Source organism: Dulcicalothrix desertica PCC 7102, assembly GCF_003991905.1.
GTDB classification, from domain to species: Bacteria; Cyanobacteriota; Cyanobacteriia; order Cyanobacteriales; family Nostocaceae; genus Dulcicalothrix; species Dulcicalothrix desertica.
The window spans coordinates 308,597-333,196 of sequence record NZ_RSCL01000009.1 but is presented as its reverse complement, the minus strand read 5'-3'; the positions used below and the strand labels follow the sequence as shown (position 1 = coordinate 333,196).

At 37.9% G+C, this 24,600-nt stretch carries 19 protein-coding genes, 2 pseudogenes and 1 CRISPR repeat array; of the genes and pseudogenes, 13 read left to right on the top strand and 8 right to left on the bottom strand.

What is annotated here, in order from left to right:
* The first annotated feature begins 40 nt into the window (after positions 1 to 40).
* The 8 genes from DSM106972_RS20845 to DSM106972_RS20810 all read left to right on the top strand — a co-directional run bounded on the left by DSM106972_RS20845 (position 41) and on the right by DSM106972_RS20810 (position 8,144).
* Positions 41 to 358, top strand: a complete 318-nt coding sequence (locus tag DSM106972_RS20845) for an energy-coupling factor ABC transporter substrate-binding protein (RefSeq protein WP_127082505.1) — start codon at positions 41 to 43, stop codon at positions 356 to 358.
* Positions 324 to 1,121 (top strand): cobalt ECF transporter T component CbiQ, encoded by a 798-nt coding sequence (gene cbiQ / locus DSM106972_RS20840; protein WP_127082504.1) that lies wholly within the window; start codon positions 324 to 326, stop codon positions 1,119 to 1,121. The genes DSM106972_RS20845 and cbiQ overlap by 35 nt, the downstream gene beginning before the upstream one ends.
* A gap of 2 nt (positions 1,122 to 1,123) precedes the next feature.
* Entirely contained in the window at positions 1,124 to 2,014 is an 891-nt protein-coding gene (locus tag DSM106972_RS20835) for an energy-coupling factor ABC transporter ATP-binding protein (RefSeq protein WP_127082503.1), read from the top strand.
* A complete protein-coding gene (locus DSM106972_RS20830; protein ID WP_233787429.1) occupies positions 2,011 to 2,913 on the top strand; it encodes a polysaccharide deacetylase family protein in 903 nt (300 codons plus the stop codon). Before DSM106972_RS20835 ends, DSM106972_RS20830 begins: the two co-directional genes overlap by 4 nt.
* 93 nt (positions 2,914 to 3,006) lie before the next feature.
* Positions 3,007 to 3,267, top strand: coding sequence for a hypothetical protein (locus DSM106972_RS20825; protein WP_127082502.1), 261 nt, complete (start codon positions 3,007 to 3,009; stop codon positions 3,265 to 3,267).
* Positions 3,268 to 3,520: 253 nt separating this feature from the next.
* Positions 3,521 to 3,868 (top strand): hypothetical protein, encoded by a 348-nt coding sequence (locus tag DSM106972_RS20820; RefSeq protein ID WP_127082501.1) that lies wholly within the window; start codon positions 3,521 to 3,523, stop codon positions 3,866 to 3,868.
* Between the two features lie 23 nt (positions 3,869 to 3,891).
* Positions 3,892 to 5,940 carry a dynamin family protein gene (locus DSM106972_RS20815; protein WP_127082500.1) on the top strand — a complete coding sequence of 683 codons (2,049 nt, stop codon included), beginning with the start codon at positions 3,892 to 3,894 and terminating at the stop codon, positions 5,938 to 5,940.
* Positions 5,941 to 6,026: 86 nt separating this feature from the next.
* Positions 6,027 to 8,144, top strand: coding sequence for a dynamin family protein (locus DSM106972_RS20810; protein WP_127082499.1), 2,118 nt, complete (start codon positions 6,027 to 6,029; stop codon positions 8,142 to 8,144).
* 111 nt (positions 8,145 to 8,255) lie between these two features.
* On the opposite strand, the gene DSM106972_RS20805 is transcribed toward DSM106972_RS20810, so the two are convergent.
* The 7 genes from DSM106972_RS20805 to DSM106972_RS20775 form a co-directional block, all read right to left on the bottom strand.
* The gene (locus DSM106972_RS20805; protein WP_127082498.1) at positions 8,256 to 10,433 is read right to left on the bottom strand and encodes a hybrid sensor histidine kinase/response regulator; all 2,178 of its coding nucleotides are present in this window, start codon (positions 10,431 to 10,433) and stop codon (positions 8,256 to 8,258) included.
* Between the two features lie 274 nt (positions 10,434 to 10,707).
* Positions 10,708 to 12,159, bottom strand: coding sequence for an NHLP bacteriocin system secretion protein (locus tag DSM106972_RS20800; protein ID WP_127082497.1), 1,452 nt, complete (start codon positions 12,157 to 12,159; stop codon positions 10,708 to 10,710).
* A 102-nt stretch (positions 12,160 to 12,261) separates the two neighbouring features.
* Positions 12,262 to 13,353 carry a cyclic nucleotide-binding domain-containing protein gene (locus tag DSM106972_RS20795; protein ID WP_127082496.1) on the bottom strand — a complete coding sequence of 364 codons (1,092 nt, stop codon included), beginning with the start codon at positions 13,351 to 13,353 and terminating at the stop codon, positions 12,262 to 12,264.
* A gap of 21 nt (positions 13,354 to 13,374) precedes the next feature.
* Positions 13,375 to 13,668, bottom strand: coding sequence for a hypothetical protein (locus DSM106972_RS20790; protein WP_127082495.1), 294 nt, complete (start codon positions 13,666 to 13,668; stop codon positions 13,375 to 13,377).
* Positions 13,669 to 13,963: 295 nt separating this feature from the next.
* Entirely contained in the window at positions 13,964 to 14,563 is a 600-nt protein-coding gene (locus DSM106972_RS20785; RefSeq protein WP_127082494.1) for an alpha-ketoglutarate-dependent dioxygenase AlkB, read from the bottom strand.
* Between the two features lie 13 nt (positions 14,564 to 14,576).
* Positions 14,577 to 14,891 carry a YbjQ family protein gene (locus DSM106972_RS20780; RefSeq protein ID WP_127082493.1) on the bottom strand — a complete coding sequence of 105 codons (315 nt, stop codon included), beginning with the start codon at positions 14,889 to 14,891 and terminating at the stop codon, positions 14,577 to 14,579.
* 182 nt (positions 14,892 to 15,073) lie between these two features.
* Positions 15,074 to 16,276: a CRISPR direct-repeat array (repeat unit 37 nt; unit sequence GTTTCAATCCCTGAAAGGGATTATTTAATATTGCAAT).
* 386 nt (positions 16,277 to 16,662) lie between these two features.
* Positions 16,663 to 17,472: a hypothetical protein gene (locus DSM106972_RS20775; protein WP_127082492.1), complete on the bottom strand. Its 810-nt coding sequence runs from the start codon at positions 17,470 to 17,472 to the stop codon at positions 16,663 to 16,665.
* A 190-nt stretch (positions 17,473 to 17,662) separates the two neighbouring features.
* Between DSM106972_RS20775 and DSM106972_RS53630 the strand changes: the two are divergent.
* The 5 genes and pseudogenes from DSM106972_RS53630 to DSM106972_RS20755 all read left to right on the top strand — a co-directional run.
* Positions 17,663 to 18,202: pseudogene (locus DSM106972_RS53630) on the top strand (RNA polymerase sigma factor); the annotation flags it as partial.
* A gap of 63 nt (positions 18,203 to 18,265) precedes the next feature.
* Positions 18,266 to 18,418, top strand: a pseudogene (locus DSM106972_RS53625) (ClpX C4-type zinc finger protein); the annotation flags it as partial.
* 387 nt (positions 18,419 to 18,805) lie between these two features.
* Complete coding sequence (locus DSM106972_RS20765) at positions 18,806 to 19,012, top strand: transferase hexapeptide repeat containing protein (RefSeq protein ID WP_127082490.1); 207 nt, start codon at positions 18,806 to 18,808, stop codon at positions 19,010 to 19,012.
* 133 nt (positions 19,013 to 19,145) lie between these two features.
* On the top strand, positions 19,146 to 19,538 hold the full coding sequence (locus DSM106972_RS20760) for a hypothetical protein (protein ID WP_127082489.1): 393 nt from the start codon (positions 19,146 to 19,148) through the stop codon (positions 19,536 to 19,538).
* Complete coding sequence (locus DSM106972_RS20755) at positions 19,520 to 19,906, top strand: hypothetical protein (protein ID WP_233787430.1); 387 nt, start codon at positions 19,520 to 19,522, stop codon at positions 19,904 to 19,906. The genes DSM106972_RS20760 and DSM106972_RS20755 overlap by 19 nt, the downstream gene beginning before the upstream one ends.
* 343 nt (positions 19,907 to 20,249) lie before the next feature.
* On the opposite strand, the gene DSM106972_RS20750 is transcribed toward DSM106972_RS20755, so the two are convergent.
* The gene (locus DSM106972_RS20750; protein WP_127082488.1) at positions 20,250 to 24,440 is read right to left on the bottom strand and encodes a DEAD/DEAH box helicase; all 4,191 of its coding nucleotides are present in this window, start codon (positions 24,438 to 24,440) and stop codon (positions 20,250 to 20,252) included.
* Between the last annotated feature and the right edge of the window lie 160 nt (positions 24,441 to 24,600).

The following is a 24,600-nucleotide window of genomic DNA, read 5'->3' as shown; positions in this document are numbered from 1 at the left end:
CCTGGTTTCTCAAGTTCATTACAATATAAAAGGACTCATCATGTCAAACAAAACTAACAACTGGTTACTATTCCTTGGAGTAATAACACTAGCAGTGGCGCCATTATTATTCGTAAAAGGAGAATATACAGGTTCAGACGACAAAGCTAAAGAAGCAATAACCGAACTACACCCACAGTATAAACCTTGGTTTCAACCTGTATTCGAGTTACCTAGCTCAGAAGTTGCAAGTTTGTTATTCTCAGTACAAGCAGCAGGTGGTGCAGGTGTAATAGGTTATGTAATAGGTCTATATAAAGGACGCACCGAAAGCAAACAGCGTAATGAAAATACAGATAGACACACTCGCATACACTAATAACTTGCGGTGGCTGCCAGTTAAGCATAAATTAATATTGGCAACTACCCTTTTTGTAATTACTTATGTTTCTCATCCCCCTGTACAAATTCTAATTTTTATCTGGATGAGTATTTGGATAGTCGGATATGCACGTATTCCGATAAAAAATTTTTTGAGATTAATTTATGTTCCTTTCTTATTTTGGTTAACAAGTGTACCTGCTTTAGCTATCAATGCAGTTAATACTACTAATTTAACCAGCATACAACTCGATTCATTAGCCGGTTTAACAATTGGCTCATACTATATATATATAAGCGTACAAGGAATAATTCAAGTACTTACAATATTAACGCGGGCATTGGCTGCACTTTCGTGTTTATACTTTATCATGTTAACGGTTCCTTTTGTTGAATTGCTGCAAGCTTTACGTAAATTTGGCTTTCCCCAGCTTTTAGCAGAACTATTATTATTAATGTATCGTTTCATTTTTATTTTACTAAACACAGCAAGCGAACTATGGACAGCACAGCAAGCAAGGTTTGGGTACCGCACTTTTAATTCTGGCATGAAAAGTTTAGCGCTATTAATTGGACAATTATTTCAACGCACAATTGAGAATTATCGTCAAATGTTATTAAGTGTAGAATCGCGTGGTTTTAATGGAGAATTTCGTGTTTGGTATCCAGAACGCTATAAATCATCTAAGCGTTATTTGATAGAATCTATTTTTGGCTGTACATTATTAATTATATTAGAAATTTTTCTTAGAGATATTTAACAATGCATGAATATTTACTTGAACTTGAACAAGTATATTATACATATACAGGCGCCAATAAAAACGCCTTAAACGGATTAACATTAAAAATACCCACAGGTAAAAAGTGCGCGTTAATTGGACAAAACGGTTGTGGCAAGACTACTTTATTCTTACTAGCAAACGGATTATATAAACCTAACCAAGGTTCTGTGATTTGGCAAGGTAAACCAATACAGTACAATCGTAAATCTTTAATGCAACTGCGTCAACAAGTTGGTTTAATCTTCCAAGACCCCGAACAACAGCTAGTTGCCTCAACCGTCGAAGAAGACATTTCTTATGGTTTGTGTAATTTAAATTTACCAGAATTAGAAATTAAAACACGAGTCGAACAAGCATTAGAAGAATTTGACCTCATAGAACTCGCACAAACACCAGTTCATCATATGAGCTTAGGTCAAAAAAAACGAGTTTCTATAGCAGACGTAATGGTATTACAACCCCAACTACTTCTTCTCGACGAACCAACCGCATACCTAGACAAACTACATTCCCGTAAACTTATCACAACTCTAAAAAATATTCATCAAAATGGTACAACAGTACTGATGGCATCGCATGACCTTGACTTAATATATCGTTGGGCAGACTGGTTATTTGTCATGGATTCTGGACTACTAATATTAGAAGGAGAACCCAAACAAGTATTCAACCAGCGTAACATCATTGAAAGCTTAGATTTAGAAGTGCCGCTCATCCATGATATATTATCCATTCTCGAAACCCAACAACGAAAAAACCTTAGAAAAATTAAAATATCAAATATCCAAATATACCCTTTAAGGCACCCACAGAAAAACTACCTTAAATGTGATACTATTGAGCGAAGTTTTTTGGGTACAAATGTATGAAAACTCGAATAAAAAAAATCAGAGTTAAAAAGAACTTTTTTTGGCGCCGATTAATACTAATATCACTTATTATCGGTAGCAGTATATTAACTTACACCCTATTAAGTAAACGAAATCAACAAGAACTATTTGGGCAAGCGCAATATCCTATTCAAATGCCACTCAATACTTTCTCATCCGAAGTATTAAATCAAACATTGCCCTTTCAAACAGAGGCGCCTGTAAATAGTATATCTTTTAACGCACCATCAAATTTTGCTGGAACAGTAGTACATGACATCAAACTTCCCAAAACAGAGAAATATGTAGCTTTAACGTTTGATGACGGTCCTTGGCCTAACACCACAGACCAAATATTAAAAATACTGCGTCAAAATCATATCAAAGCCACCTTTTTCATGATAGGACAAAACGTCAAAGCCTATCCTGTTCAAGCAAAAAATGTACTGAAAGACGGTCATGTTATTGGCAACCATACATGGCATCACTGGTACATGCATATGAATCCACAGTTAGCAGCATCTGAAATTGAAAGTACAGCAGACATAATATACAAAACTACAGGCGCCAAAACAACATTATTTCGTCCACCCGGAGGAATTTTAAACAACGGTTTAGTAGACTATGCGAAAAATCAAAACCACTCAATCATTCTTTGGTCAGCTGACTCCGAAGACTATCGTATATCCTCTGCATCTACATTAATTCAACGAGTCATGAAAGTGGCGCCGGGTGGTATAGTACTAATGCACGATGGAGGAGGAAATCGTAGTCATACCGTAACAGCATTACCACAAATTATAAGTAAACTTAGAAAAAAAGGCTATAAATTTGTCACAGTTCCAGAACTTTTAGAATTACAAAACAAACAACAAACACCTACAGCAGCAACAAATTAAATTATACATAATTAAATATCTTGCCACTCACGAGCATCTATAAAACAAGATAAATATTTAAATGGGACTACGTACTCTTGTGAATATGTAGTTGTGGGAGCTTTCAATGATGGTAGTGGTAATTTGAAGTTATGTTCACAACAATATTGTTTAATTTTAGAACTAACTGCCTCTCAACTCGCAAATGTTGCTTCACAACGAGACTTTTATGTCTATCAAATGTCATGGCAACAAGCAAGCAGTATCGTTTCCGATTGGAACTCTTCGATGCGTTGTGGTATTAGTCGCACTGATGGTATCGGTTGTATCGGTACTTCTGACAACGGCGCCGAAATTGCCATATATACAGAATGACCTACGATTGATATACCATTGACGTAGAGACCGGATTAATACCTGCGGGAAAACCTCCGGTTTACACGTCTCTACAACAACGTGTCAATTTTTAATCTATCCGGAACCGTTGATTCTAATTCTGTATCTAACCTTTAAATATCAAAAGTCACCAAATATTTATTTATTAAGTAGTGGTTGCACTGATGATTTTTAGCTACTATGTGCGCTATTTTACAAATAATGCTTTGAGTACTTAATGGGGGTATCTAAAATGACACCGGAGGAACACAGCAAAGAACTCGAACGTATCGAACGCGTTCACGGAGTGTCCCGCAGGGAAATTCGTCAGCGTGAAACTGAATCACGTTTGCGCGATTTAGAGTCAAAGTCTAATAAGCAAGAGATTCAATTTTATCAAACTACCAGAGTTCCGCATAACCAAAACGAACAAGCGAAGGGAAAATTATGGAAACCCAAGGTAATTCTAGGGTTAAAGTTATTTGGTGTTGGGGTTGCGGCAATAGCTTTGGTTAGAGTTGCTGCGGTTGTTGCTAATTTGCTAATTGTGGGAACACTATTATTTGTAGGGTATAAATTGTTTTTCGATAAAAAGAAATAGTATATAGCAAGGATTATTTGAAGATGGCAGGAAATGAGACTGATACTTTTCTCAATGATTTAGAGCGTGTAATTCAGGTACGCGCGCAAGTGGCTGCATCCCTTGATAAAATGGCTGATACCATTAATCAAGCTGTAGGGGATAGTACACGCGATATTGATGATATACGTGTAGCAAGTAATAATCTCCGTACAGGAGTATTTCGCTTAATGGTGTTGGGTGACATGAAGCGAGGTAAGAGTACTTTTCTCAACGCTTTAATTGGAGAGCGGATTTTACCGAGTGACGTTAATCCTTGTACTGCCATCTTAACTGTACTTCGCTACGGTGCCGAAAAAAAAGTCACGGTGCATTTTGACGATGGCAAACCACCTCAAACTATGGACTTTGATACCTTCAAGGTCAAATATACCATCGACCCAGCTGAAGCAAAGAGGTTAGAACAAGATAATAAACAAGCTTTTCCTGGTGTTACTCATGCCATAGTAGAATATCCTTTACCTTTACTCGAACGCGGAATTGAAATTGTTGATAGTCCCGGTTTGAATGATACTGAAGCACGTAATGAGTTATCATTGGGCTACATTAATAACTGTCACGCTATTTTATTCGTTTTACGTGCGTCACAACCTTGTACGTTAGGTGAACGACGATATTTAGAGAATTATATTAAAAATCGTGGTCTTTCTGTATTTTTCCTGATAAATGCTTGGGACCAGGTAAAAGAAGCACTTATTGACCCCGACGATGAAGACGAGTTACGTGAAGCTGAAGAACGATTACGCAAAGTCTTTCACGCTAACTTAGCAGAATACTGTTTAGTCGATGGTCATAATATATATGATGAACGAGTATTCGAGCTTTCCTCTATCCAAGCGCTTCGTAAACGGTTGAAAAATCCTCAAGCTGATTTAGATGGTACAGGATTTCCGCAATTTATGGGCGCCTTAAATACTTTCCTTACCCGTGAACGTGCTGTTTCAGAACTGCGACAAGTTCGTACACTCGCACGTACTGCAAGTAACAACACCAAAGAAAGTATCGAACGAAGAATACCTTTACTTGAACAGGGTGTTGAAGAACTTCGCAGCAGAATAAACTCCGTTGAACCCGAATTTAATAAACTTACCAATATTCGTGACGACTTCCAAAAAGAAATTCTCAAAACCCGTGATACCCAAGCACATAGCATCTCCGACTCGTTCCGCAGCTACGTTTTAAACCTGGGTAATACCTTTGAAACAGACTTTCTGCGTTATCAACCAGAATTAAATATACTCGACTTTCTTAGCAGTGGTAAACGGGAAGCATTTAACGCTGCACTTCAAAAAGCGTTTGAACAATATATTGCAGATAAACTTGCTGCGTGGAGTCTGACTGCTGAACGCGATATTAATAGTGCTTTTGTACAGCTAGGTCGAAGCGCAGCTAAATACGGTGACTCATATAATCAAATTACCAATCAGATTACCGAGAAACTCACTGGTGAGAAAGTTAAACTTAATACTAATGTTTCGGGTGAAGAAGATGCACCAAGTTGGGCAAAATGGGCAATGGGACTTTTATCGTTATCTAGGGGTAATTTAGCAGGTTTTGCAATGGCAGGCGCCGGGTTTGATTGGAAGAATATATTATTAAATTACTTTACGGTATTAGGTGTCGGTGGATTGTTATCTACTGTTACTGGTATATTCCTTGGACCCATAGGTTTTGCTGTACTTGGTTTAGGTGTAGGAATGTTACAAGCAGACCAAGCACGAAAAGAATTAGTCAAAACTGCGAAGAAAGAACTCGTTAAGTATTTACCCCAAGTAGCGCAAGAACAATCTAAAACAGTGTACGATGCTGTTAAAGAATGTTTCGATGCTTATGAACGTGAAGTGAGTAAGCGGATAAACGAGGATATATTATCGCGTAAGTCTGAACTCGATAACTTACTCAAACAGAAGGAAACGCGCGAGATTAACAATGAAGCTGAAATTAAACGGTTGAATAAACTTCAAGAAGAAGTATCCACCCAGCTCAACTCTATCGAATCATCTTTCTCTAATCTTCTCACATATTACAGCTAATTACCTTTGCGAACTTTGCGTCCTTTGCGGTTTAATAAACGAACCGCAAAGTTCGCAAAGAACGCAAAGCAAGAAAAGAAAGAATTATGCAAGATTTAATAAATATCCTTAAGAGTGTATCGAAGTTACTCAACCAAGATGTAACTGCTATCTGTGACTATCTTACCAATCCGAACTTTCGCATTGCGGTATTTGGTCCCTTCAACCACGGCAAGTCTACATTATTAAATGCCATTTTGGGTAGCAAGACTTTACCCATCGATTTAATTCCAACGACAGGCGCCGCTATTACAGTAAAATATGGTACAAATATACGAACTCGTATTTTGCTTAGTAATGGGAGTGAGATATATCGTAGCGGTACAGATATCCTCAAAGAGTTTGCTGTATTAGATGGTGATAGACGAATGCGAGGTGATGTTACCTCGGTAGAAGTGTTTTATCCGCATCCATTTCTGGAAACGGGAATTGAATTTCTTGATTTACCTGGTACTAATGACCGCGAAGCACAAGATAATTTGGTTAAAGAGCAACTTTTAGGCGCCGATTTGGTTGTACAGTTATTAGACGCTCGTAAGTTGATGACTTTGGGTGAGCGTGAGAATTTACGCGACTGGTTACTCGATAGGGGTATTAAGACAGTTATTTTTGTCGCTAACTTTATTAACTTGCTCGAACCAGATGAGCAAAAAGAGGTGCAAAACCGTTTGCGGTTCGTTGCCGAAAGTTTTCGTGCGGATATTCCACCCGGTTTTAGCAATTTATATCGAGTTGATGCATTACCCGCTTTGCGTGCAAGAATTAAAGGTGATACTAGTTTGGCTAGTAGTAGCGGGTTAGTAGAATTTGAAACAGCATTACAAAATGTGGCTACTATACTCAAGCGTAACCGAAAAGAAGTTGTGGCGCCGCGAGTTGTAGCAGTAACACAACAATTACAACAAGCTTTGCAAGCAAAAATAACCTCTCTTGAGAATGAGATTAAAAAAATTACCGATAAAAGTAATGCTGCAAATGAAATTAAAAGACGTGCAGAAAGCTTGATAAAACAAGGTTTTTCTCAAAGTCTTAATAAACTACGTTCGCATTTAGAGTTAAATAAGCTGCGGGAAAAATATCAAAGTGATGCAGCTGTCGCTTTAGCACAAGAAAATTTTACCACTTGGGAAAACACCTTTAAATCAGATTTGAATAATTTACAGCTAGCAGTCACCAAATGGTTAGACCAAGCTTACGAGTTTTTCTCATCTCAGCCAAAAGAAAATTTAGTATTACCGTTACCCAAACATCCTAGAGTAACTCTACCACCCCGTACTAGTAATAGTAGTGATTTGAGTGAACCTGGTTCATTGGCAGTTGGTAGCGGTATCGGTTGGGTTCTTGGTGGGCCATTAGGCGCCGCAGTTTTAGGTAGTATTGCTTATTTAGCCAATAAAACTATTCAGGAACAAGGAAAAGAAACATTAACTCAATCATACCATCAACAGGTTGCAACATTATGTCTTGATGCAGTCGATAATTATCTCGGTACCTTTAGTTGTGAAAGCTTATCTATATTGAATGAGTACGAAGGCAAAGCAAACCTTGTTATTCGTTTCGTCGAACCTACCGATACACCAGATATTATCCAGAAGCGTCAAGAATTGTTACAGTGGCAAAATAGCTTACTTCAACTCAACCAAGCACTTGAAAACAATTTAGGAATATCAACACCGAATCAATTCAAAGTTAAAGTAACTAATGAAGTAAATAAAAATACAAATACTCAAACAGTATATCGTTCTCAAGGAGTTGGCGCCAAAGAATCTGTAGGAATACCTCAGCAAAATCAAACATCTGTTTCTGAGGCACCATTACCAAAACAACCGCTACCAAAACAACCGTTACCAAAAACAAATGTAGCAGAAGTTGAGGCAAAATTCCGCAACTGGGAACTCGATGAAGAAATTGCACAAATGAAAGCTAATATGGGTGTGCCAGGTAATCAAAAACCAAACACCCCTCCAATTAATATCAATCAAACGCATAGCCTAAGTGTGTTAGGTTTAAAGGAAGGCGCCTCAATTACAGATATTAAACAAGCATACCGAAAACTTGTAAAACAATGGCACCCTGACTTATTTACAGATAAATTACAACAACGACAAGCACAAGAAAAAATGCATCAAATTAACGAAGCATATAATTTATTATCAGAAAATTAATTGATAGTAGGTAAATACCCCTAGATTAGGTAATGAACGGTAATATTAACTTTGGTTGGGTGGAGGAACGGAACCCAACCTACGTTAAATGGTACCTAAATATTTTTACTTTTAATTTCTACTTTTATTTTTTAAATCAACAATAACGTTTACCAGATGCTCTGGGTCAACTGGTTTGGTAACATGTCTTTGAAATCCTGCTGCGAGTGCTTGCTGTTGATTCATTTCTCCAGCATAGGCAGTTAGTGCTACAGCTATAATTTCTGTGTTTTGCCCATATGTTGCTGCCCGAATGTGTCGTATCAGCGCGTAACCGTCCATTTGAGGCATTCCAATATCGCTTAGAAGCATATCAAACTTACTTTGCTCAAAAGCTTTTATAGCTTGGACTGCATTTTCTACTGATGTAACCACGGCGCCGCTTTGCTCTAATATAAAAGCAATTAAATCCCGTGTGTCTGTTTCGTCATCGACCAGCAAAATTCGCACTCCTGCAAGGGGAAGGGATGGGTGCATGGCAGATAATAAACTTGATTCAAGTTCCACATTTCCAGAGTTTCTAGGTTTTAAAAGCGGTAATTTAATAGTGAATATAGCTCCTTGCCCAACTCCAGGACTTTCTGCTTTCACAGTTCCCCCATGTAGCTCTACCAAATGACGAACTATTGCCAACCCTAACCCTAGTCCACCAAAGGTTCGAGTTGTTGTACTATCAGCTTGACAGAAATATTCAAATACGTAAGGAAGAAAGTCCGAAGAAATGCCTTTGCCATTATCGCTAACTTGAATTTGAGCTTCTTTATCTACTTTCCTAAGTTGAATTTTTACCCATCCCCCAGAAGGAGTAAATTTAACGGCGTTAGAAATTAAATTCCAGACAATTTGCTGTAAGCGAGTAGAATCTCCTAGTACTTGCAGCACATCTGAATCAAAAATTTTTTCAACTTGAATTGATTTGGCTTCTGCCGCTAACTGTACGGTTTCCATTGCGGCTGTAATAATTGAAGCTAGGTTTTGAGGCGCCATGTTAAGGCTAAGTTTACCACGCAATATGCGAGACACATCTAACAAATCTTCAATTAGTTGCACCTGTAACTTGGCGTTACGCTCAATTGTCTCCAAACCGTAAGCCGTTTTTTCGGCATCTAATTTACCTTTACGAAGCAAGTTAGACCAGCCCAAAATTGGATTAAGGGGTGAGCGCAACTCATGAGAGAGTACCGCTAAAAACTCGTCTTTAATTCGATTTGCAGTTTCGGCGGCTTCTCGCGCATCTTGCTCTCGTTGTAAAATTTGCTCTCGCTCGATTTCAATGAGCTTACGCTCAGTAATATCAATAAGCAAACCATCCCAAACTTCTTGGTCTTCTACTTGCAACGCACTCGACCGACCTTGAATCCACTTAACTTTACCACTAGGTGTGGTAATTCTACCCTGCCAATCCCAAGGTAAAAAATTTTCAATTGCGGCGCCGACAGATGCAGTAAAAGAAGCTAAATCATCAGGATGAATCAAATTCCAAATTGAGCCAGCATCCTGTAATGCCACTTGGGCTTCTACTTCAAACAAATCACGACAACCGGAACTAACAAAACTAAATTGCTTAAATATATCATTGCAAGGTATATAACGATAAACCATCCCTGGCATATTCGCGATTAAACTTTGCATTTGTGCTTCGCTTTGTTGTAATGCAACTTTTGCTAATTCAGCTTTTTGGCGAGCTTGACTACTTTGTAAAGCAGCAGCAGTAAAGTCCGCAAGGCTCGTCATTATCCTTACATCTTCACTATCGAAGTGCTGTTGCTCATCGTGAGATAAAATCCAAATCGTGCCTAGTGGCTGCTTATCAACAACTAAAGGAATAACTAAGCTCTCAACTGTTAAAGGTTTCGCCTGTTGAAAATAAGTAAAATACCGTGCGGGGTAAGAATAAAGCTGAGGCGCCCCACGTTCTAAACACACGCCACAAGGGCTAAAATTGACTGGAGCTTCCATCATCTCATACTGCTCCAACTCTCCAGCCAATGCCACCCAACGAAAAACTTTTTCTCCACTGGGTATAGTTTCTAATAAGCTAACTCCAGCAGTTCCAGCTTTACACAAATCCCTTGCCATAGTTACAAGGGTTTTGAGCATAGTTTGAGGTGCAGATGCTAGTTGCCGAGCCAGGGTATGCATGGCTTGGTTTTCGTCTTGTAAATTAGGCGTTTTGGGCAAACGATGAACTAATTCTTCTGTAATGAGAACATCTTCTAAATCTATTTGTTTTTCCCCATCACAGGTCATTGCTAATCTCCATCTCCACCAAACACTGGTTCAAACTCACCTATAATAAAATAATTTTGGTAATATTTTTCCCTCCTTGGGAAAGATAAATATAGCAATTTAGTTGTACTTAGCAGGCGCCTATGTGAAGAAACCCTAGCACGAACAAGATTAAAGCTTTTAGTAAAGCCTTAACCTTGATCACGGTGGGTGCTGCTCCACATCGATTAACTTACCACACTATCTGCGCCTCTGTTAAAAGTCTAAGTAGCGAACTATACATTCGCGCATAAAGTTAATTTCCTGTCCAGGATTTAAGGATAGGTAACACAAATTCGATAGGCTTTTTCTTTTCTACTGTTATTCTGACTGATGTTGTGGTACCAGGTGCTATTTTAAATTTCGGACCAGAGGACGATGACCATTTATAACCACTTGGTGTTGTATCAATTTGGGGTTCTGTATAAACTGCGATTTGAGGTCTTTTGTCTAATACACCTGGTAGAATATCTGGGTTGCCTATAATGTTGGCAACACCTTGTTGAGTTACTGGAAATGATGATACTTTTGTGACTTTAGCTTCAATACCACCAAATTCTTCACGTTTGACTGTGGAAGGGATAATTTGTAAAGGTGTACCAACCTTAATTTTTTTGTTTTCGCTTTCGCTTAAGAATACGATGTTTACTAATTTGGCGCCAGATTCTTGTGTGGATACTGTTCCTATTCCTAAACCTGGTTCTAATTGTTGACCTGGTTTAGCTGTTAATTCTAGCACAGTACCTGTATAATCACTAACGACTTGACTGTTTTTTTGTAGCTGCAATTCTAATTGCGCGATTAAACGTTCGGTTTCTTGAATTTCTTTTTTCCGACTCGTTGCAGTTGTAAAGTCTTGCTCTTTTTGAGTTTCTTTACGACTATCTAATGCTTTGAGTTGTGTTTTTATTTCGTTAACTTGATTCAAATTTTGCAAATATTGACGTTGAGCATCTGCTTCTTTAACATCAAGTTGATTTAATTGTGATTCTGCTTCGTCTATTTGCGCTTGAGAATTAATATATTCTTGTTCTGCGCTTAATGCTGTGTCTTTAGGTACTGCTCCTTGTTGAAAGAGTTTTTGCCGTTCTTCCCATCGCTGTTTTAATGTTGGTTGCAGTTTACGCACGTTTGCTAACCGTGAACGTAAATTAGAGCGCTCTTTTTTGATAACATCTAATCCTTTTTCTCGCAATACTGGGGTTAATGACTCCACAGTTTGTAAACTTTGTAATAATGTTTGACGCTGTTGAGCTATTGCGGTTTCTTCTACAGTAGTACGTTGTGCTTGGACTGTGTTTGCTGTTTGGTCTTGAATTCTTAGCTGCGTTAGCTTTTCTCTGTTTAATTGTAATTGTTTACGTAGTTCGGTTTGGTCAATTGTGGCGATAACTTCACCTTTTTTTACTGTATTTCCTGCTCGCAGTTTTAATTCCGAAATACGTCCTGAGCTAGATGCTTGTAGTGTTGCTACTTGGCTAGGATATACCATTATACCTTTACCTGTAACTACAATTGGTATTTCTCCTAGTACGCTCCATGCTCCTCCACTAATGACTAAGGCGCCTAGTGCAAATAAAGAAAACCAACGTTTAGGACTTGTGATTTTAATTAATTGGTCTAGTTGTTCTGGAGAAGCTACTTTGTCTAATGCTTCTTTACGAAATAGATTATTTTGATTTTTTTCGGTGTTTTGTTGCGTTACCATTTTTTTCTCCTAATCTTGTAATACTCAAAGAAACCTGGTTTCTATGAAAAATATTTATTTTTATTACAGTTTCTAATAAAGAAACCAGGTTTCTCTATTTGATTATTCAATGCGAATTCTTTTGAGCATCCAATCAAAACGGGCGCCAGCGAGTCCCATTTGTGTTAAAGAATAGTTATTAAGCTCGTTTGCAAAAGTATCATCTAAAGATTGATCGCTACTATAAGTTAATCGACCGTACCCTAAACGTTGGACGAGGGATGTTTGTTTATCTGCTAGAATTATTGCCAAAACGCGGTAAAATCTAACTGCAAAGCCAACATCGTGTAGTAACTTGGCTTCGAGGCGCCATTTTGGTATTGATAATACACGTGAGTCTTTGACTGCTTTTACGGTTACTGCTTCGGGTTGCACCTCAATGAATGGTGTTTCTCCAACCATGTCACCCCGCGATAACCTACCAAACTCGCGTTCCAACGGTTGACTTTTACTATCTTCCAAATTAGAAAAAGCATGTACAAGTATATTACCATCATCATCACTAGCATTCAAAGCAACGGCGCCATCAAGTAAAATATATAATGCTTCCGTAGGTCTACCGCTACGAATTAAAACAGACCCAGTACGAAACACTTGAATTTGACCTGCTGCAATTAACCAGTCAATATCACTATCGTGCAACTCACCAAATATTATTAAAGCTTCGCGTAATTGTGGTTTACTTAAAACAGTTGTACTGCGTCCTAATTCTTTCATTATTTGTTGAAGACGATTAGCGAGCATTACAGCAAACGCACGATATAAATGTGCAGCAAACTCTAAATCTTGATGTAGCTTCTGAATAAGGTTAGCTAAAGGAATCATCAAAACCAAAGATTTTTTTCGCGCACAAACAGTAGTAGAAGATAAATTCTTTTCAAAAAGAGGAACTCCTATTATCTCTCCCTTCTCCAAATGCGCTACTTCCCTCCCTGGTATTCCACCTTCTAACACCGCAAACGCACGTCCCAAAGGGTCAGCACTTTCTTGGTTTAACGTTACCGTTAAGGCGCCTTCGAGTAAAATATATAATGCATTTAAAGACTGACCCTGTTCCACCAAAACCGTACCAGGTAAAACTTCGACTCTTTCCCCAGTGGCTAACATCCAATCAATATCTTGATTGCTAAGTTCCTTCAGAATAACAGATGACATAGTAAGTTCCTCGTCGCGTAATTATCTTCTACCGAAAAATCCAAAAATCCCTTTAAAAAAGGTCATAATATCCTCTGAGGAATTTAAACCTATGCCCATAATTTGAAAAGCCGATGAAGATATCTGCGAAGACCCGAAACTAGAACTTCTACTTCCACGACGCGAACGTCTTCGTGACTGTGCGAACACATCACTCCTTTGGAAAGTCGAACCCGAAACAAAAATACTAATACCTCCAGAAATTCCATCAAGTTCTTCTTGAGATAACTCCACAGGAGAATGGTTATTAGTATCTATATCTTTCTCGTCTGGCATTGTTTCACCTCGGTTTTACTAAATTATTGATATATAAAGATGCACACACATAGCTGCCGGCGCCTTTGCCTATGCTTAGAATGTAAAAATAGACTATTTCTAGCGATAGAAGACTTATGCAGTCAATTGCAAAAATATTGTATAGGTGCCTTATATACTTCCAAATCAAATGCTCATCTTGTGGAATGGGCATCCTGTGGAATGGGCATCTTGTGGAATGGGCATCCTTGCCCGTTCCAAACCTGGGCGGGCAGGATGCCCACCCCACAAGAGAAGTATTTATATGGAAATCACCTTACATATCAACTTCAAACCCTCGAAACGTGATAGATATTCTTTTACCTAGATGACGCTTAGACGAAATAACCTCATGCGTCCAAGCTTTATTTGTTTGATAAGGAATAACAAACACACTGCCCTGCGTCGTTGTAAAATCTTTATAACCCTTACCTTTCCAAGGTCTTAATCTAAATATACGCTCCTCTCCAAACGAAATAATTACAATAGAGGCGCCTTGTACCATATTTACAGTAGAATCACGATGCTTACCCATATAGTGACCCAACTGCCCATCATACCAATTTATAACCATGCCATTGAGACAACTATCTATATTATGTTGACTCCATAGATGAAGCGGTTTAAGTAACGGTGGTATGGGTAAAGCTTTGTTTACTACCCCTGTATAATGATAATCAACACCATAAACCTCTTGCCAACGTGGTGTTTTTACTAGGCGCCCGTGTATCTTAAGTACTTTAAAGTCACTTGGATGCATATCCCAAAGTTCATCAAACTGTGACTGGTTAAAATTTATTTCATTAGGTAAACATGCCGTCCAAAACTCATGACTCTCATCTAGTTGATGCAATGTAAATATCTGAGTATTAAGCATATTGATGTAAATCTTATTCAAGTTTTACTGCTGTACCATAAGCTAGTACTTCAGTTACTCCCTCAGCAAATTCTGTGGCATCATAACGCATACAAATTACAGCATCGGCGCCTAAACTTTGTGCTTGTTTTATCATACGGTCATATGCTTCTTGCCGTGCTTGTTCACAAGCTACTGCATATGCTTCAATGTTTCCACCAACTAATTGCTTCAACCCACCCATTATTCCTTGTCCAATCGTTGGTGAGCGTACAACAATACCTCGCACTATACCAACGTAATTTTTAATTGCGCGTCCTGCAACATCGTTCCCTGTTGTAACAATCATAACTATACTAATATTACTTTTCTTCTTTATCTTACATAATAAATAACAGTGGCGCCTTGTATCGCAGCAAATTTTAATTTCCAGAAGTACATACATAATACCCCAAATCCTGTAGAGACGTTACATGTAACGTCTCTACACGTATTTCATAATTACGCAATCTGCTGTATCTTTATCCTGATGTTTCAATCCCTGAAAGGGATTATTTAATATTGTAATGCCTGTGGCAATCGGTGTTACCAGAGCAAAAGTGGAAAGTTTCAATCCCTGAAAGGGATTATTTAATATTGCAATGTTATTTGCCGCATTAGCGAGAAATCTTTATACGTTTCAATCCCTGAAAGGGATTATTTAATATTGCAATCAATATTTCTCCAGATAATGCCCAAAACGTTTTGTTTCAATCCCTGAAAGGGATTATTTAATATTGCAATGAAGTGCGAGAATGAAATGTTTATTAGCTACCCTGTGCGTTTCAATCCCTGAAAGGGATTATTTAATATTGCAATTCGTCACCAGGGTTATAGCTACTATCTATACCCCTTCGTTTCAATCCCTGAAAGGGATTATTTAATATTGCAATTAGCATCAGTCATAGGTTGCGCGTCAATAACATCGTTTCAATCCCTGAAAGGGATTATTTAATATTGCAATACTAGGGGCGGTTTTAAAATCCTACCATGCTGCATACGTTTCAATCCCTGAAAGGGATTATTTAATATTGCAATATGTGGGCATTATCTTGGGCAAGGGTGTTAAATTCAGGTTTCAATCCCTGAAAGGGATTATTTAATATTGCAATTGCCCGCTTGGGATAAAGCGTCGCTTCTTAGCTTTTGGTTTCAATCCCTGAAAGGGATTATTTAATATTGCAATACTTTTAGAGGAAAAGAGCTTATATTTGTACAAGAGTTTCAATCCCTGAAAGGGATTATTTAATATTGCAATCCATTGCCACAGACCCCCTAAGCTACGGCTACTTTGTTTCAATCCCTGAAAGGGATTATTTAATATTGCAATAATATGGGAATATGCTATCAAAAACAATATCATTGTTTCAATCCCTGAAAGGGATTATTTAATATTGCAATTTCGCTGGAATCTTTGTGCAATGCTTGGGAAAGAAGGAGTTTCAATCCCTGAAAGGGATTATTTAATATTGCAATAAGTTAGAAAAATGATAGGTTATCACGCTGGAGAGTGGTTTCAATCCCTGAAAGGGATTATTTAATATTGCAATGGAATTCTGCCAGAGAAGTATTTGTTAAATACCGTGTTTCAATCCCTGAAAGGGATTATTTAATATTGCAATAGTAGCAGTTGTAGTCGTGGCGCCACCATCGTTGTAGTTTCAATCCCTGAAAGGGATTATTTAATATTGCAATTGCTTGGCGTAGAAGCTTTACTGTATTTAGTTTTCAAGGTGCTGTTCCGCGAACCTAAAGTAAGAATAGCGTTTTAGAGGTTAATGTGTCAAGACAGGCGCCGTTCAAAATGGCTAAAACCGTTTTTATGGTAAGGGTTTCAGACTTACCGCGAACCTTGTAAATAGGTGGAATGCTTCAAAGCTATACTGGACAAGTGTTTACACAATAAATTCGGACTCTGCCAAAAAAACACCCTATGGTTCGCGGTGCCTGACCAAAAAAAGCTGCATCACTATCTATATAGTATTGCTTGTGCGGCTTGGTTGTGAAAACCGAGTCATGGCACTCGCAATAATTGCTTTAATATATTAACATATTATAATAAATTGCGGGTGCATGTATTGCTAATAACTTTGAAATGAAAACACAGCATCCCCAAAACACATAGAGGGAACTGAGCGTTTACTTTTAATAACAACTTCTTGAATGCTACTTGTAACACCTGTTTTTATATTTAGTCTAGGGCTGTAAGCTTGTGCTGGTGGTAATAATTTTTCCCATGCGGTTGCTGCTGTACAATTAGTTTCAATAATAATAGAGTCAACTTCAATAATTTGGTTTTTTCCTCCTCCAGTTGCAGTTAATTTTTCGGTAGCTGCTAGACGAAGACTGGATATATCTTGGTCATAATGACAAATAAAACACATTGAACCTCCCCCTTTGCTTGACGTAAATCGTCGTATCGCGCTCACTTTCATTAAAGTTGTGGAGAATGCTGCAAAAACTTTTGCAATTAGCCCGTCACCTGAGAGTATACCTAAAGAATAAGGCGCCGGAATTGGATTATCTAAAAAACCATCTAAAAGAATTGTACTCCAGCCCCATTGCTGACCTGAGCGTATAATTGTTGTATGAATTGGCACCGTATGTGGAATACGTAACGCTTTTAACGTTGCTGTAGTCCTCCAAATATTTTGGGAAACAGCAAAAGCTATTCCATAAAAGTAAGGTTTTGTTATATTTTCCTTTCCAATTCGCAAAAACTCGATGTCAAGATTACCCAAACGAATAATACCGCTGCAAAAATCACCATAATCATGAGCGGGAATGAGAATCGGAACATCAAGCTGTTTGCTGGCTGTATCCATTAGTTCGACAGGATTTGAGCATCGAATTACAATATGGTCAATGCTAGTTATTTGAATTTTATCCATAATTTAGCCAATATAAATTTTTTACTCATTTAATAATTTCTAAAAAAATGCCTAGCAGAGGCTCTACAGGTTCAAGATCAATTTTTACCCTATCAATCTTAGCTTGAACCTATCACCATATTTTTTTATCAAGGTAACCTTTTTCCTCTGGCTTGCCACTATATATATAAAGTTGTTTAGCGAGGGAGTCATGTCCGAACACAGTGATCTGGAGTTAGTTTTTCTATCACAACAGGGAAATAAAGCTGCATTCGGTTTGCTTGTGTCGCGTTATCAACAAATGGCGCAACGCCTAGCTACACGAGTGGTGGGCAATGGAGATTTGGCGCAAGAGCTTGTACAAGATGCTATGCTCCAAGCTTATCTCTCGCTAGATAAACTCAATGACCCAACACGCTTTAAAAGCTGGCTGTACGGCATTGTACTCAATGTTTGCCGAAACGATTTACGGCGCCGTAAATTAATTTGTTTTTCCCTGGAAACAATGATAGGGAATTTTATAGATAAACCGCTACCAATTGCTGGGAGTTCGCCTGACCCTCAGCTTGTGGTAGAACAGGAAGAATTACAGACTGTAATACAAGATGCAGTTGAAACTTTATCTCCCAAGAATCGCTCAGTAGTTTTACTGTTTTACAACGAACAGTTTAGTTTACAAGAAGTAGCAAATCGCTTAAATATTTCAGTTAATGCTGTAAAAGGGCGCCTACACAAATCTCGTCATCAACTGAGAGAACGATTATCTCCTCTTCAAGAACAAATTCGACCTACTTTACTTAAGGAAACAAAAACCATGACTAGTAGTGCTGTCGAAACCAAGATAGAATTATGCTGCTCATTTTGTCACAAAAGCCGAGAACAAGTGAATATTCTTATTGCAGGGCCAGGTGTATTTATCTGCGATACATGTGTGAATATTTGTAACAAAATTATTAGCAAAGAAATTCCGCCATCTCCATTGGTTCAGGAGGAAATTGATAAATTAATTGACTTAGGAAAGTTGAGCGAGTAAATCCATATAAATTAGATTACAGGATTAAGCAATTTTAGCAAGAATATAATTTACTCTGGTAATGCACACGCAGAAGCGTGCCTGTGCTACGTTTACAAGCTTCCATTTATTCAAGTGGGGGTGTACTCTATGTGTATTGCAAGATGCTGTAATCTACTTTTACCAAGTTGAAGTATATAATCTAAATGAATTGGGAGCATCCACTTTTGGAAGAAACACAAATTATATGGCGCCGGAGACCTTACTATATGGTTGGTCTAAAAAAGTCTATCTGCCTTCATTGGATGCTCCCGAATGAATTTAGGTTAATTGGAATAAATTATGTTAGATGAAGCAGCTATTGAACAGCGTCTAGCCACTCTAGAAAGAGAGGTTGCAGCCTTAAAACAAAAAAATAATAATGATTCTACTTCTGATAATTGGCTTAACAAATTAATTGGTTCAATTTCGGACGAAGCAGCTTTTCTTGAAGCTTTGGAATACGGACGTTCGTTTCGTCAATCTGATAAACCTGAAGAAACGTCTTGAGCATGAAGATTTATCAAAATAGATATAATTACTAAAGTAATGTATACAAATCTAAGGAAAAGCAAAAGTATCGCGCTTATTAAGTAATGCTTATGTTAGGCTTATATTTATATCCCTAATTTACTTGAATTTTATGTCCGTGCAAGCTTTAGCGAAACCTTCTAGCAATGATATTACGGTGACATTAAAGCGACTTGTTGCTCTTTTAGAAGAGGATGAGACAGATGAGTATGGAATTTTACAACCAAGCCAATATGCTTTTAAGTCGGTAATGCGATTGGTCGTAGATGCTTATGAAGCAATGGGAGATTCTTTTCCAAGGGCTTCAGCTTCGACGGATGAACAAGGTGGTATTCGATTAACATGGAGCAAACAGGCGCCTTCTGGTGAAGTTCGGTTAGTTTGCCCTGCGGATGCTTCTCAACAAACTTATTTATATCATGAGTTGGGAGATAATTACGCCGTTGAGCGGGACGTAACAGTATCAATATTAGTGCAGTGGTTGGAGTGGCTGAACCAAGCATGAGTCAGTTTGAGCCATTAGCAAAGGATGCAATTGTTTATAGAGCGTTGCTTCGTAAACAGTGGATTGATGAGGACACAGGAAAGGTGAAGGCAGATGCATATTTCCTAAGAGCTTCTGAACCAGGACTTTCAGTCAATTTGGCCAATGCGTGTTCTCCAGAACAGTGCGCTGAATTATTTCGTAAGTGTTATGGAGTTGCTAGTCTTGAGGTTGGGCACGTTCGGGAAATTGGTTTGGATATCAAGCAAGATTCTGTGAACCATGCGAATATTATTGGTTTACCTTTGCGAGAGGATAACCTAGCCCAAGCGGAACGATTAGCGGGATTGTTGGCGAAACGTTCGGAAATTGTATGGCAACCAAAGTAATATGGGGTAACTCCTAATTTGCACATTCCAAAATCCATATATAGCAAGGGTTCCAAAAAATGTGCATGTTTCATATTTTACTGGAGCGTGGCGCCAGTCGGAGGCTGACATCTTGCACCTCTACGTATAAATTCTTTATTTTAAATAAGCATGTTTCTAATATTACTGATTAATTTAGTTCATTTTAATGAACTTAAGCTACTCGCGCCTACGGGTTTTAACCCTAGGCGGGTATGGGCATAATTTTATAATTGGTAAATAAAATCACATGTATAAATCCAGGTGCAAGATATAATATGTTTCTTAGAAGGTAATGCACAGGCAGGATGCCTGTGCCACTATGTTAGGCACCCATTAATTCGAGTAATACTTCTGTGGACATTTTGCCGCTAATGTCGGCGCCTTCGAGTAAACTATCTGCTAGGTCACGTTTGTGATGGTGTAATTCAACGATTTTGTCTTCGATGGTGTCTTTGGCAACTAGTCTATATATAGTAACTGGTCGTTGTTGTCCTATGCGGTGCGCGCGGTCAGATGCTTGGTCTTCGACTGCTGGGTTCCACCACGGGTCCATATGAATTACATAGTCAGCAGCAGTAAGATTTAAGCCTGTTCCTCCTGCTTTTAAACTAATTAAAAATACGTCTCCTTCTCCTGCTTGGAATGCATCAACTGCTTTTTTGCGGTTTGTTACAGGTGTGCTGCCGTCTAAATATTGATAGCTGATGTTTTGTGTATCTAAATAATCACGGATAATATGTAAGTGGTCTACAAATTGACTAAATACCAGGACTTTATGACGGTTTTCTAGTAATTCTCCTAATACTTCGCCAAAAAGTTGTAGTTTGGCACTTGGTAATTTAGTGTCTTTTGCCACCAACCGAGCATTACAACAAGAACGACGCAGTTTCATTATTTCTGCTAATACTTGTAGATGTTTTTGACCTGAGAAAGGCGCCTCTTCGTTCGTAAGTTTTGCTACTGCTTCACGTCGTAATGCTTCGTAAAACGCCATTTCTTCGCGACTTAATTCTACATGTAATAATATTTCGGTACGCGATGGTAATGATTCTAATACTTGGTTCTTTGTACGACGCAGTATAAATGGTTGAATGAGTTTTTTCAACTTGGTACGGGCGCCTTTATCTTGGAATTTTTCGATGGGGTTGGCAAAGCGTTCGTTAAAGCTTTCAAATGAACCAAGTAAACCAGGATTAATAAATCTAAATAAATTCCAAAGTTCACCAAGATGATTTTCTATTGGTGTTCCGGTTGTAATTAGCTTAAAACCTGCTTTTAAATTCATTGCTGCTTGCGAGCGTTTGGTTGACATGTTTTTTATCGCTTGCGCTTCGTCTAATACTATGGTTTGCCATTCGACCTGAGATAGCATTTGCGAAACTTCTTCTTGCTGTAATAATCCATAGCTACAAATAAACATGTCAAAAGGCTTTAAATTATCCAAAACTTTTTGCCGCTTATTATTACCAAATTGAATAAGATTTAAAGTTGGCGCAAATTTTTGAGCTTCGCTAATCCAATTCATGCATACAGATGTTGGTGCAATAATTAAAGTTGCCCCAGCACTAGCACGGTTTAAAATTACTGCTAATGCTTGTATTGTTTTTCCTAATCCCATTTGGTCTGCTAAACAGGCCCCTACTCCCCAATGTGCCAAACGTGACATCCAATTAAAACCTTCAACTTGATAGTCGCGTAACTCTGCTTGAAAGGTACTTGGTAGTTTAGGCTGTAAGTTTTGACTTTCTTTTAAACGCTGTACATGCGCTTTCCAATGTTTATCTGCTTTGAGTGTACCTACTTCGTCAACAAAGTCTTCTAACCCCAGTGTTGCTAACGGATGAAACCTTATACCTTTATTAGATATTTCTGAAAATGTTTTTAATTCATCTAGGCGCCTACGGAATGCTTGTGTTAATGCTAAAAATTGACCATCACCAAGAGGAATAAATCTACCAGGTGTATTATCGAGCAGTTCTAACAACCGCTGCATATCTAACACCAAATTATCATCTAATTTTAACTCACCTGTGGCGCCGAACCAATCAGAGGAGCGTTGAATCGACATTTGCAAATCTTTCAGGTCAGCACGATGACTTACCCGCAGCTTTTCTCCTTCAGGCCACTCAATTACAACACTATCTCCTAACGCTTGTAGTTCTAATAAAAGTTCTAAACAATCTTCTGGGTTATTTATTTGCCATTCCCCATCTTCTGTTTCAATACCTGCTAAAGTTGGACAAGCTGCAATGGCATTATCTGTCAGCAACTTCTCTTCTTTTAGATTACGTCGTGTTTGTTGGCGCCTATTTTTAATTTCAGCAATAACCGTTTCGCCACCTGTACCCGGACGATAATAAGGACCACCACTGCCAAACGGACAAGATAATAAACTTACTTTCAACCCTTCTTTATTCGGTAATAATATAATATATGGTATTGTTTGTGCGGGTATCTCATCGGCGCCTCCAACCCCACCACCAATATCTGAATGTACTGTTACAATTTCTGAAACTCCATTAATTGCCTCTAATACTTGCTTTTCGGCACTAATCGGTACTACTAATCGATTATCATTCCCAATTATTTCAGCAATACGTCTGTGTTCGCTGGTAATTTCAATTACTTTAATGCGCGTAGGAGTTTCTTTGATAGCTAAAACATTTTGGCTATGGGATAGTTTTGGCGAAAACTCGATAGTTAATTTACCTTTGCGACCTTTCTTAACTATTAACTCTGGTTCTCCCTTTACAACTTCTACTCGTGTAGAAGCTGCATCGTCCCAAAATACTAAAGGATGACCAACCAAAGCTGTTATCGCTCTATCGGGAAACGAATATTCGGTTTTACCATAATAATGCCCATCATATTCAGCTTCAATACAAGCACAAGCTTTAATATCCTGCGTTGTTAAATAATCAAATTCATCCAACTCATTTTTTAAACGCTTCAAAGCTATCGGGCGCCCTTTACCCCATTCTCCCTTATTATTCACCTTTTGTTCGCGCGGTTGTAGCGTACAATTGTATGCATAATGAGTAATAAACCAAGCTAACCGTGTGGTACCCTCTTTAATAGTAGGCGCCTGTTTCTTTAAATTAGCAAGAGCATTCAAACAGCGTTGCCATGAAGATTGTGGTGCAATAGTATTAATAATACTAGTTATCCCTAATTCTTCGTTGAGATTTTCTGCCTGAGTTTCCAAACTAGCATCTGACCGAAGTCGCGATAATAATTCTACACTTTCCATCGCCAACCAAGTATAATCGTTTGTCATCGCTTGCGAATAACAGCGCTCTACCAAACCAGGTAAATGTCTTTTCGCACTATTGGCATCTGTCCAATAATGACAAAGCATAAAAAATAATGCTTCGATAATATTGTGTTCTCCAGGAAAGATGATGCGGTTAGTGAGAATAAAATGTTTATGTGAAATATCACCTAACTGAACTTCAAGTAAAATTTTTAACTGAGAGTAAACCATTCGCAGCCAATGATTACCGTGCGACATCAAGCTACAATAATCTAAAGCTTTTTCTAAATTCTTTTTTGAACCTTCTTTAATTAAAGCGAGTATAAAAAACAACCCAGCCAAATTATTAAAATAGCTTTGACGCTTACCTCGACCTGGATTTAAAGCTTTGAGGGCATTATTATAATATACAATAGCTTCATCAACATCATCGCGTAAAAAATTCATCCATCCCCGATAAACAAGAGTAATATCTTGATATGATTCAGATATAGACTCTAAACACTGCTGTGCTTCTTGTAAACGACCACGCAGTAACAACTGTTCAGTCAAAATTATCCGTAAATAATCAGAACAATGCTCACCTTGAGAAAAACATTCTTCTTTAAGTAAATTAAATGCTTCGTCAGCAGCCAATAACTTGAGAGCAGAATCTAATAAAATGATTTGTAAACAATTTTCGTATAATTCTTGAGGTAAAGCTTGAATCCACTTGGCATCAAAAGGATTGTTACATATTTTATAAATAACTTCCTGCCGTGATATTTTATTTTTAATCTGTCTACATTGTTCGTAGTCAATAAACTGTTTATCTACAAAATTTAAATTACCACGGTAAATACCAATACGAACCTCGCGTATTAACTGCGTATCATTCGAGAAATATCGAGACCCATTTATTTCATAATTCCTTATTGGTATCCCAACTTGAACCGAGTCAGCAAAAACTTCAAATTTTCCACTAGACACTGCATCTCGTGTAACAATTTCTACCAATAAATCATGACATTGAATCAACTCATTATTTTTGACAAGTAGTTCTGCTTTAACTAACCCATCTATATATACATCTAAAGTTTTACTATCTACGGCGCCTATTTTACTAAAACAGCTAGAAAACTGCTTTTTACTCACAGGCTCATAAATTATTGAGAACAATTGCACTATCTGCTTTTCAACAGGTGGTAACTCTTCGTATACAACTCTGAGTTGCACTCGTTTTCTTTTGGTGTCAGTGGTAGAAGGATTTATTGTAAACATATATTAAGTAGGCGCCTGTGGGTGAAAAACAGATTTGTATATATTTTGCTAATATTCCACTAATACACCAATACCGACCAAATACCTAAATAGTTTCAAACTGTATAATTTTATGTGTACTCTAGCAAACTTTCGTTAAATAACTTTACACAATTTTGTC

Coding starts and splice junctions, on each gene's coding strand:
- DSM106972_RS20790 (WP_127082495.1), bottom strand. CDS start 13,668: ATGCCAGACGAGAAAGATATAGATACTAATAACCATTCTCCTGTGGAG.
- DSM106972_RS20760 (WP_127082489.1), top strand. CDS start 19,146: ATGTCCGTGCAAGCTTTAGCGAAACCTTCTAGCAATGATATTACGGTG.
- DSM106972_RS20750 (WP_127082488.1), bottom strand. CDS start 24,440: ATGTTTACAATAAATCCTTCTACCACTGACACCAAAAGAAAACGAGTG.
- DSM106972_RS20800 (WP_127082497.1), bottom strand. CDS start 12,159: ATGGTAACGCAACAAAACACCGAAAAAAATCAAAATAATCTATTTCGT.
- DSM106972_RS20775 (WP_127082492.1), bottom strand. CDS start 17,472: ATGGATAAAATTCAAATAACTAGCATTGACCATATTGTAATTCGATGC.
- DSM106972_RS20835 (WP_127082503.1), top strand. CDS start 1,124: ATGCATGAATATTTACTTGAACTTGAACAAGTATATTATACATATACA.
- DSM106972_RS20820 (WP_127082501.1), top strand. CDS start 3,521: ATGACACCGGAGGAACACAGCAAAGAACTCGAACGTATCGAACGCGTT.
- DSM106972_RS20815 (WP_127082500.1), top strand. CDS start 3,892: ATGGCAGGAAATGAGACTGATACTTTTCTCAATGATTTAGAGCGTGTA.
- DSM106972_RS20830 (WP_233787429.1), top strand. CDS start 2,011: ATGAAAACTCGAATAAAAAAAATCAGAGTTAAAAAGAACTTTTTTTGG.
- DSM106972_RS20845 (WP_127082505.1), top strand. CDS start 41: ATGTCAAACAAAACTAACAACTGGTTACTATTCCTTGGAGTAATAACA.
- DSM106972_RS20765 (WP_127082490.1), top strand. CDS start 18,806: ATGTTAGATGAAGCAGCTATTGAACAGCGTCTAGCCACTCTAGAAAGA.
- DSM106972_RS20780 (WP_127082493.1), bottom strand. CDS start 14,891: ATGATTGTTACAACAGGGAACGATGTTGCAGGACGCGCAATTAAAAAT.
- DSM106972_RS20810 (WP_127082499.1), top strand. CDS start 6,027: ATGCAAGATTTAATAAATATCCTTAAGAGTGTATCGAAGTTACTCAAC.
- DSM106972_RS20785 (WP_127082494.1), bottom strand. CDS start 14,563: ATGCTTAATACTCAGATATTTACATTGCATCAACTAGATGAGAGTCAT.
- cbiQ (WP_127082504.1), top strand. CDS start 324: ATGAAAATACAGATAGACACACTCGCATACACTAATAACTTGCGGTGG.
- DSM106972_RS20805 (WP_127082498.1), bottom strand. CDS start 10,433: ATGACCTGTGATGGGGAAAAACAAATAGATTTAGAAGATGTTCTCATT.
- DSM106972_RS20795 (WP_127082496.1), bottom strand. CDS start 13,353: ATGTCATCTGTTATTCTGAAGGAACTTAGCAATCAAGATATTGATTGG.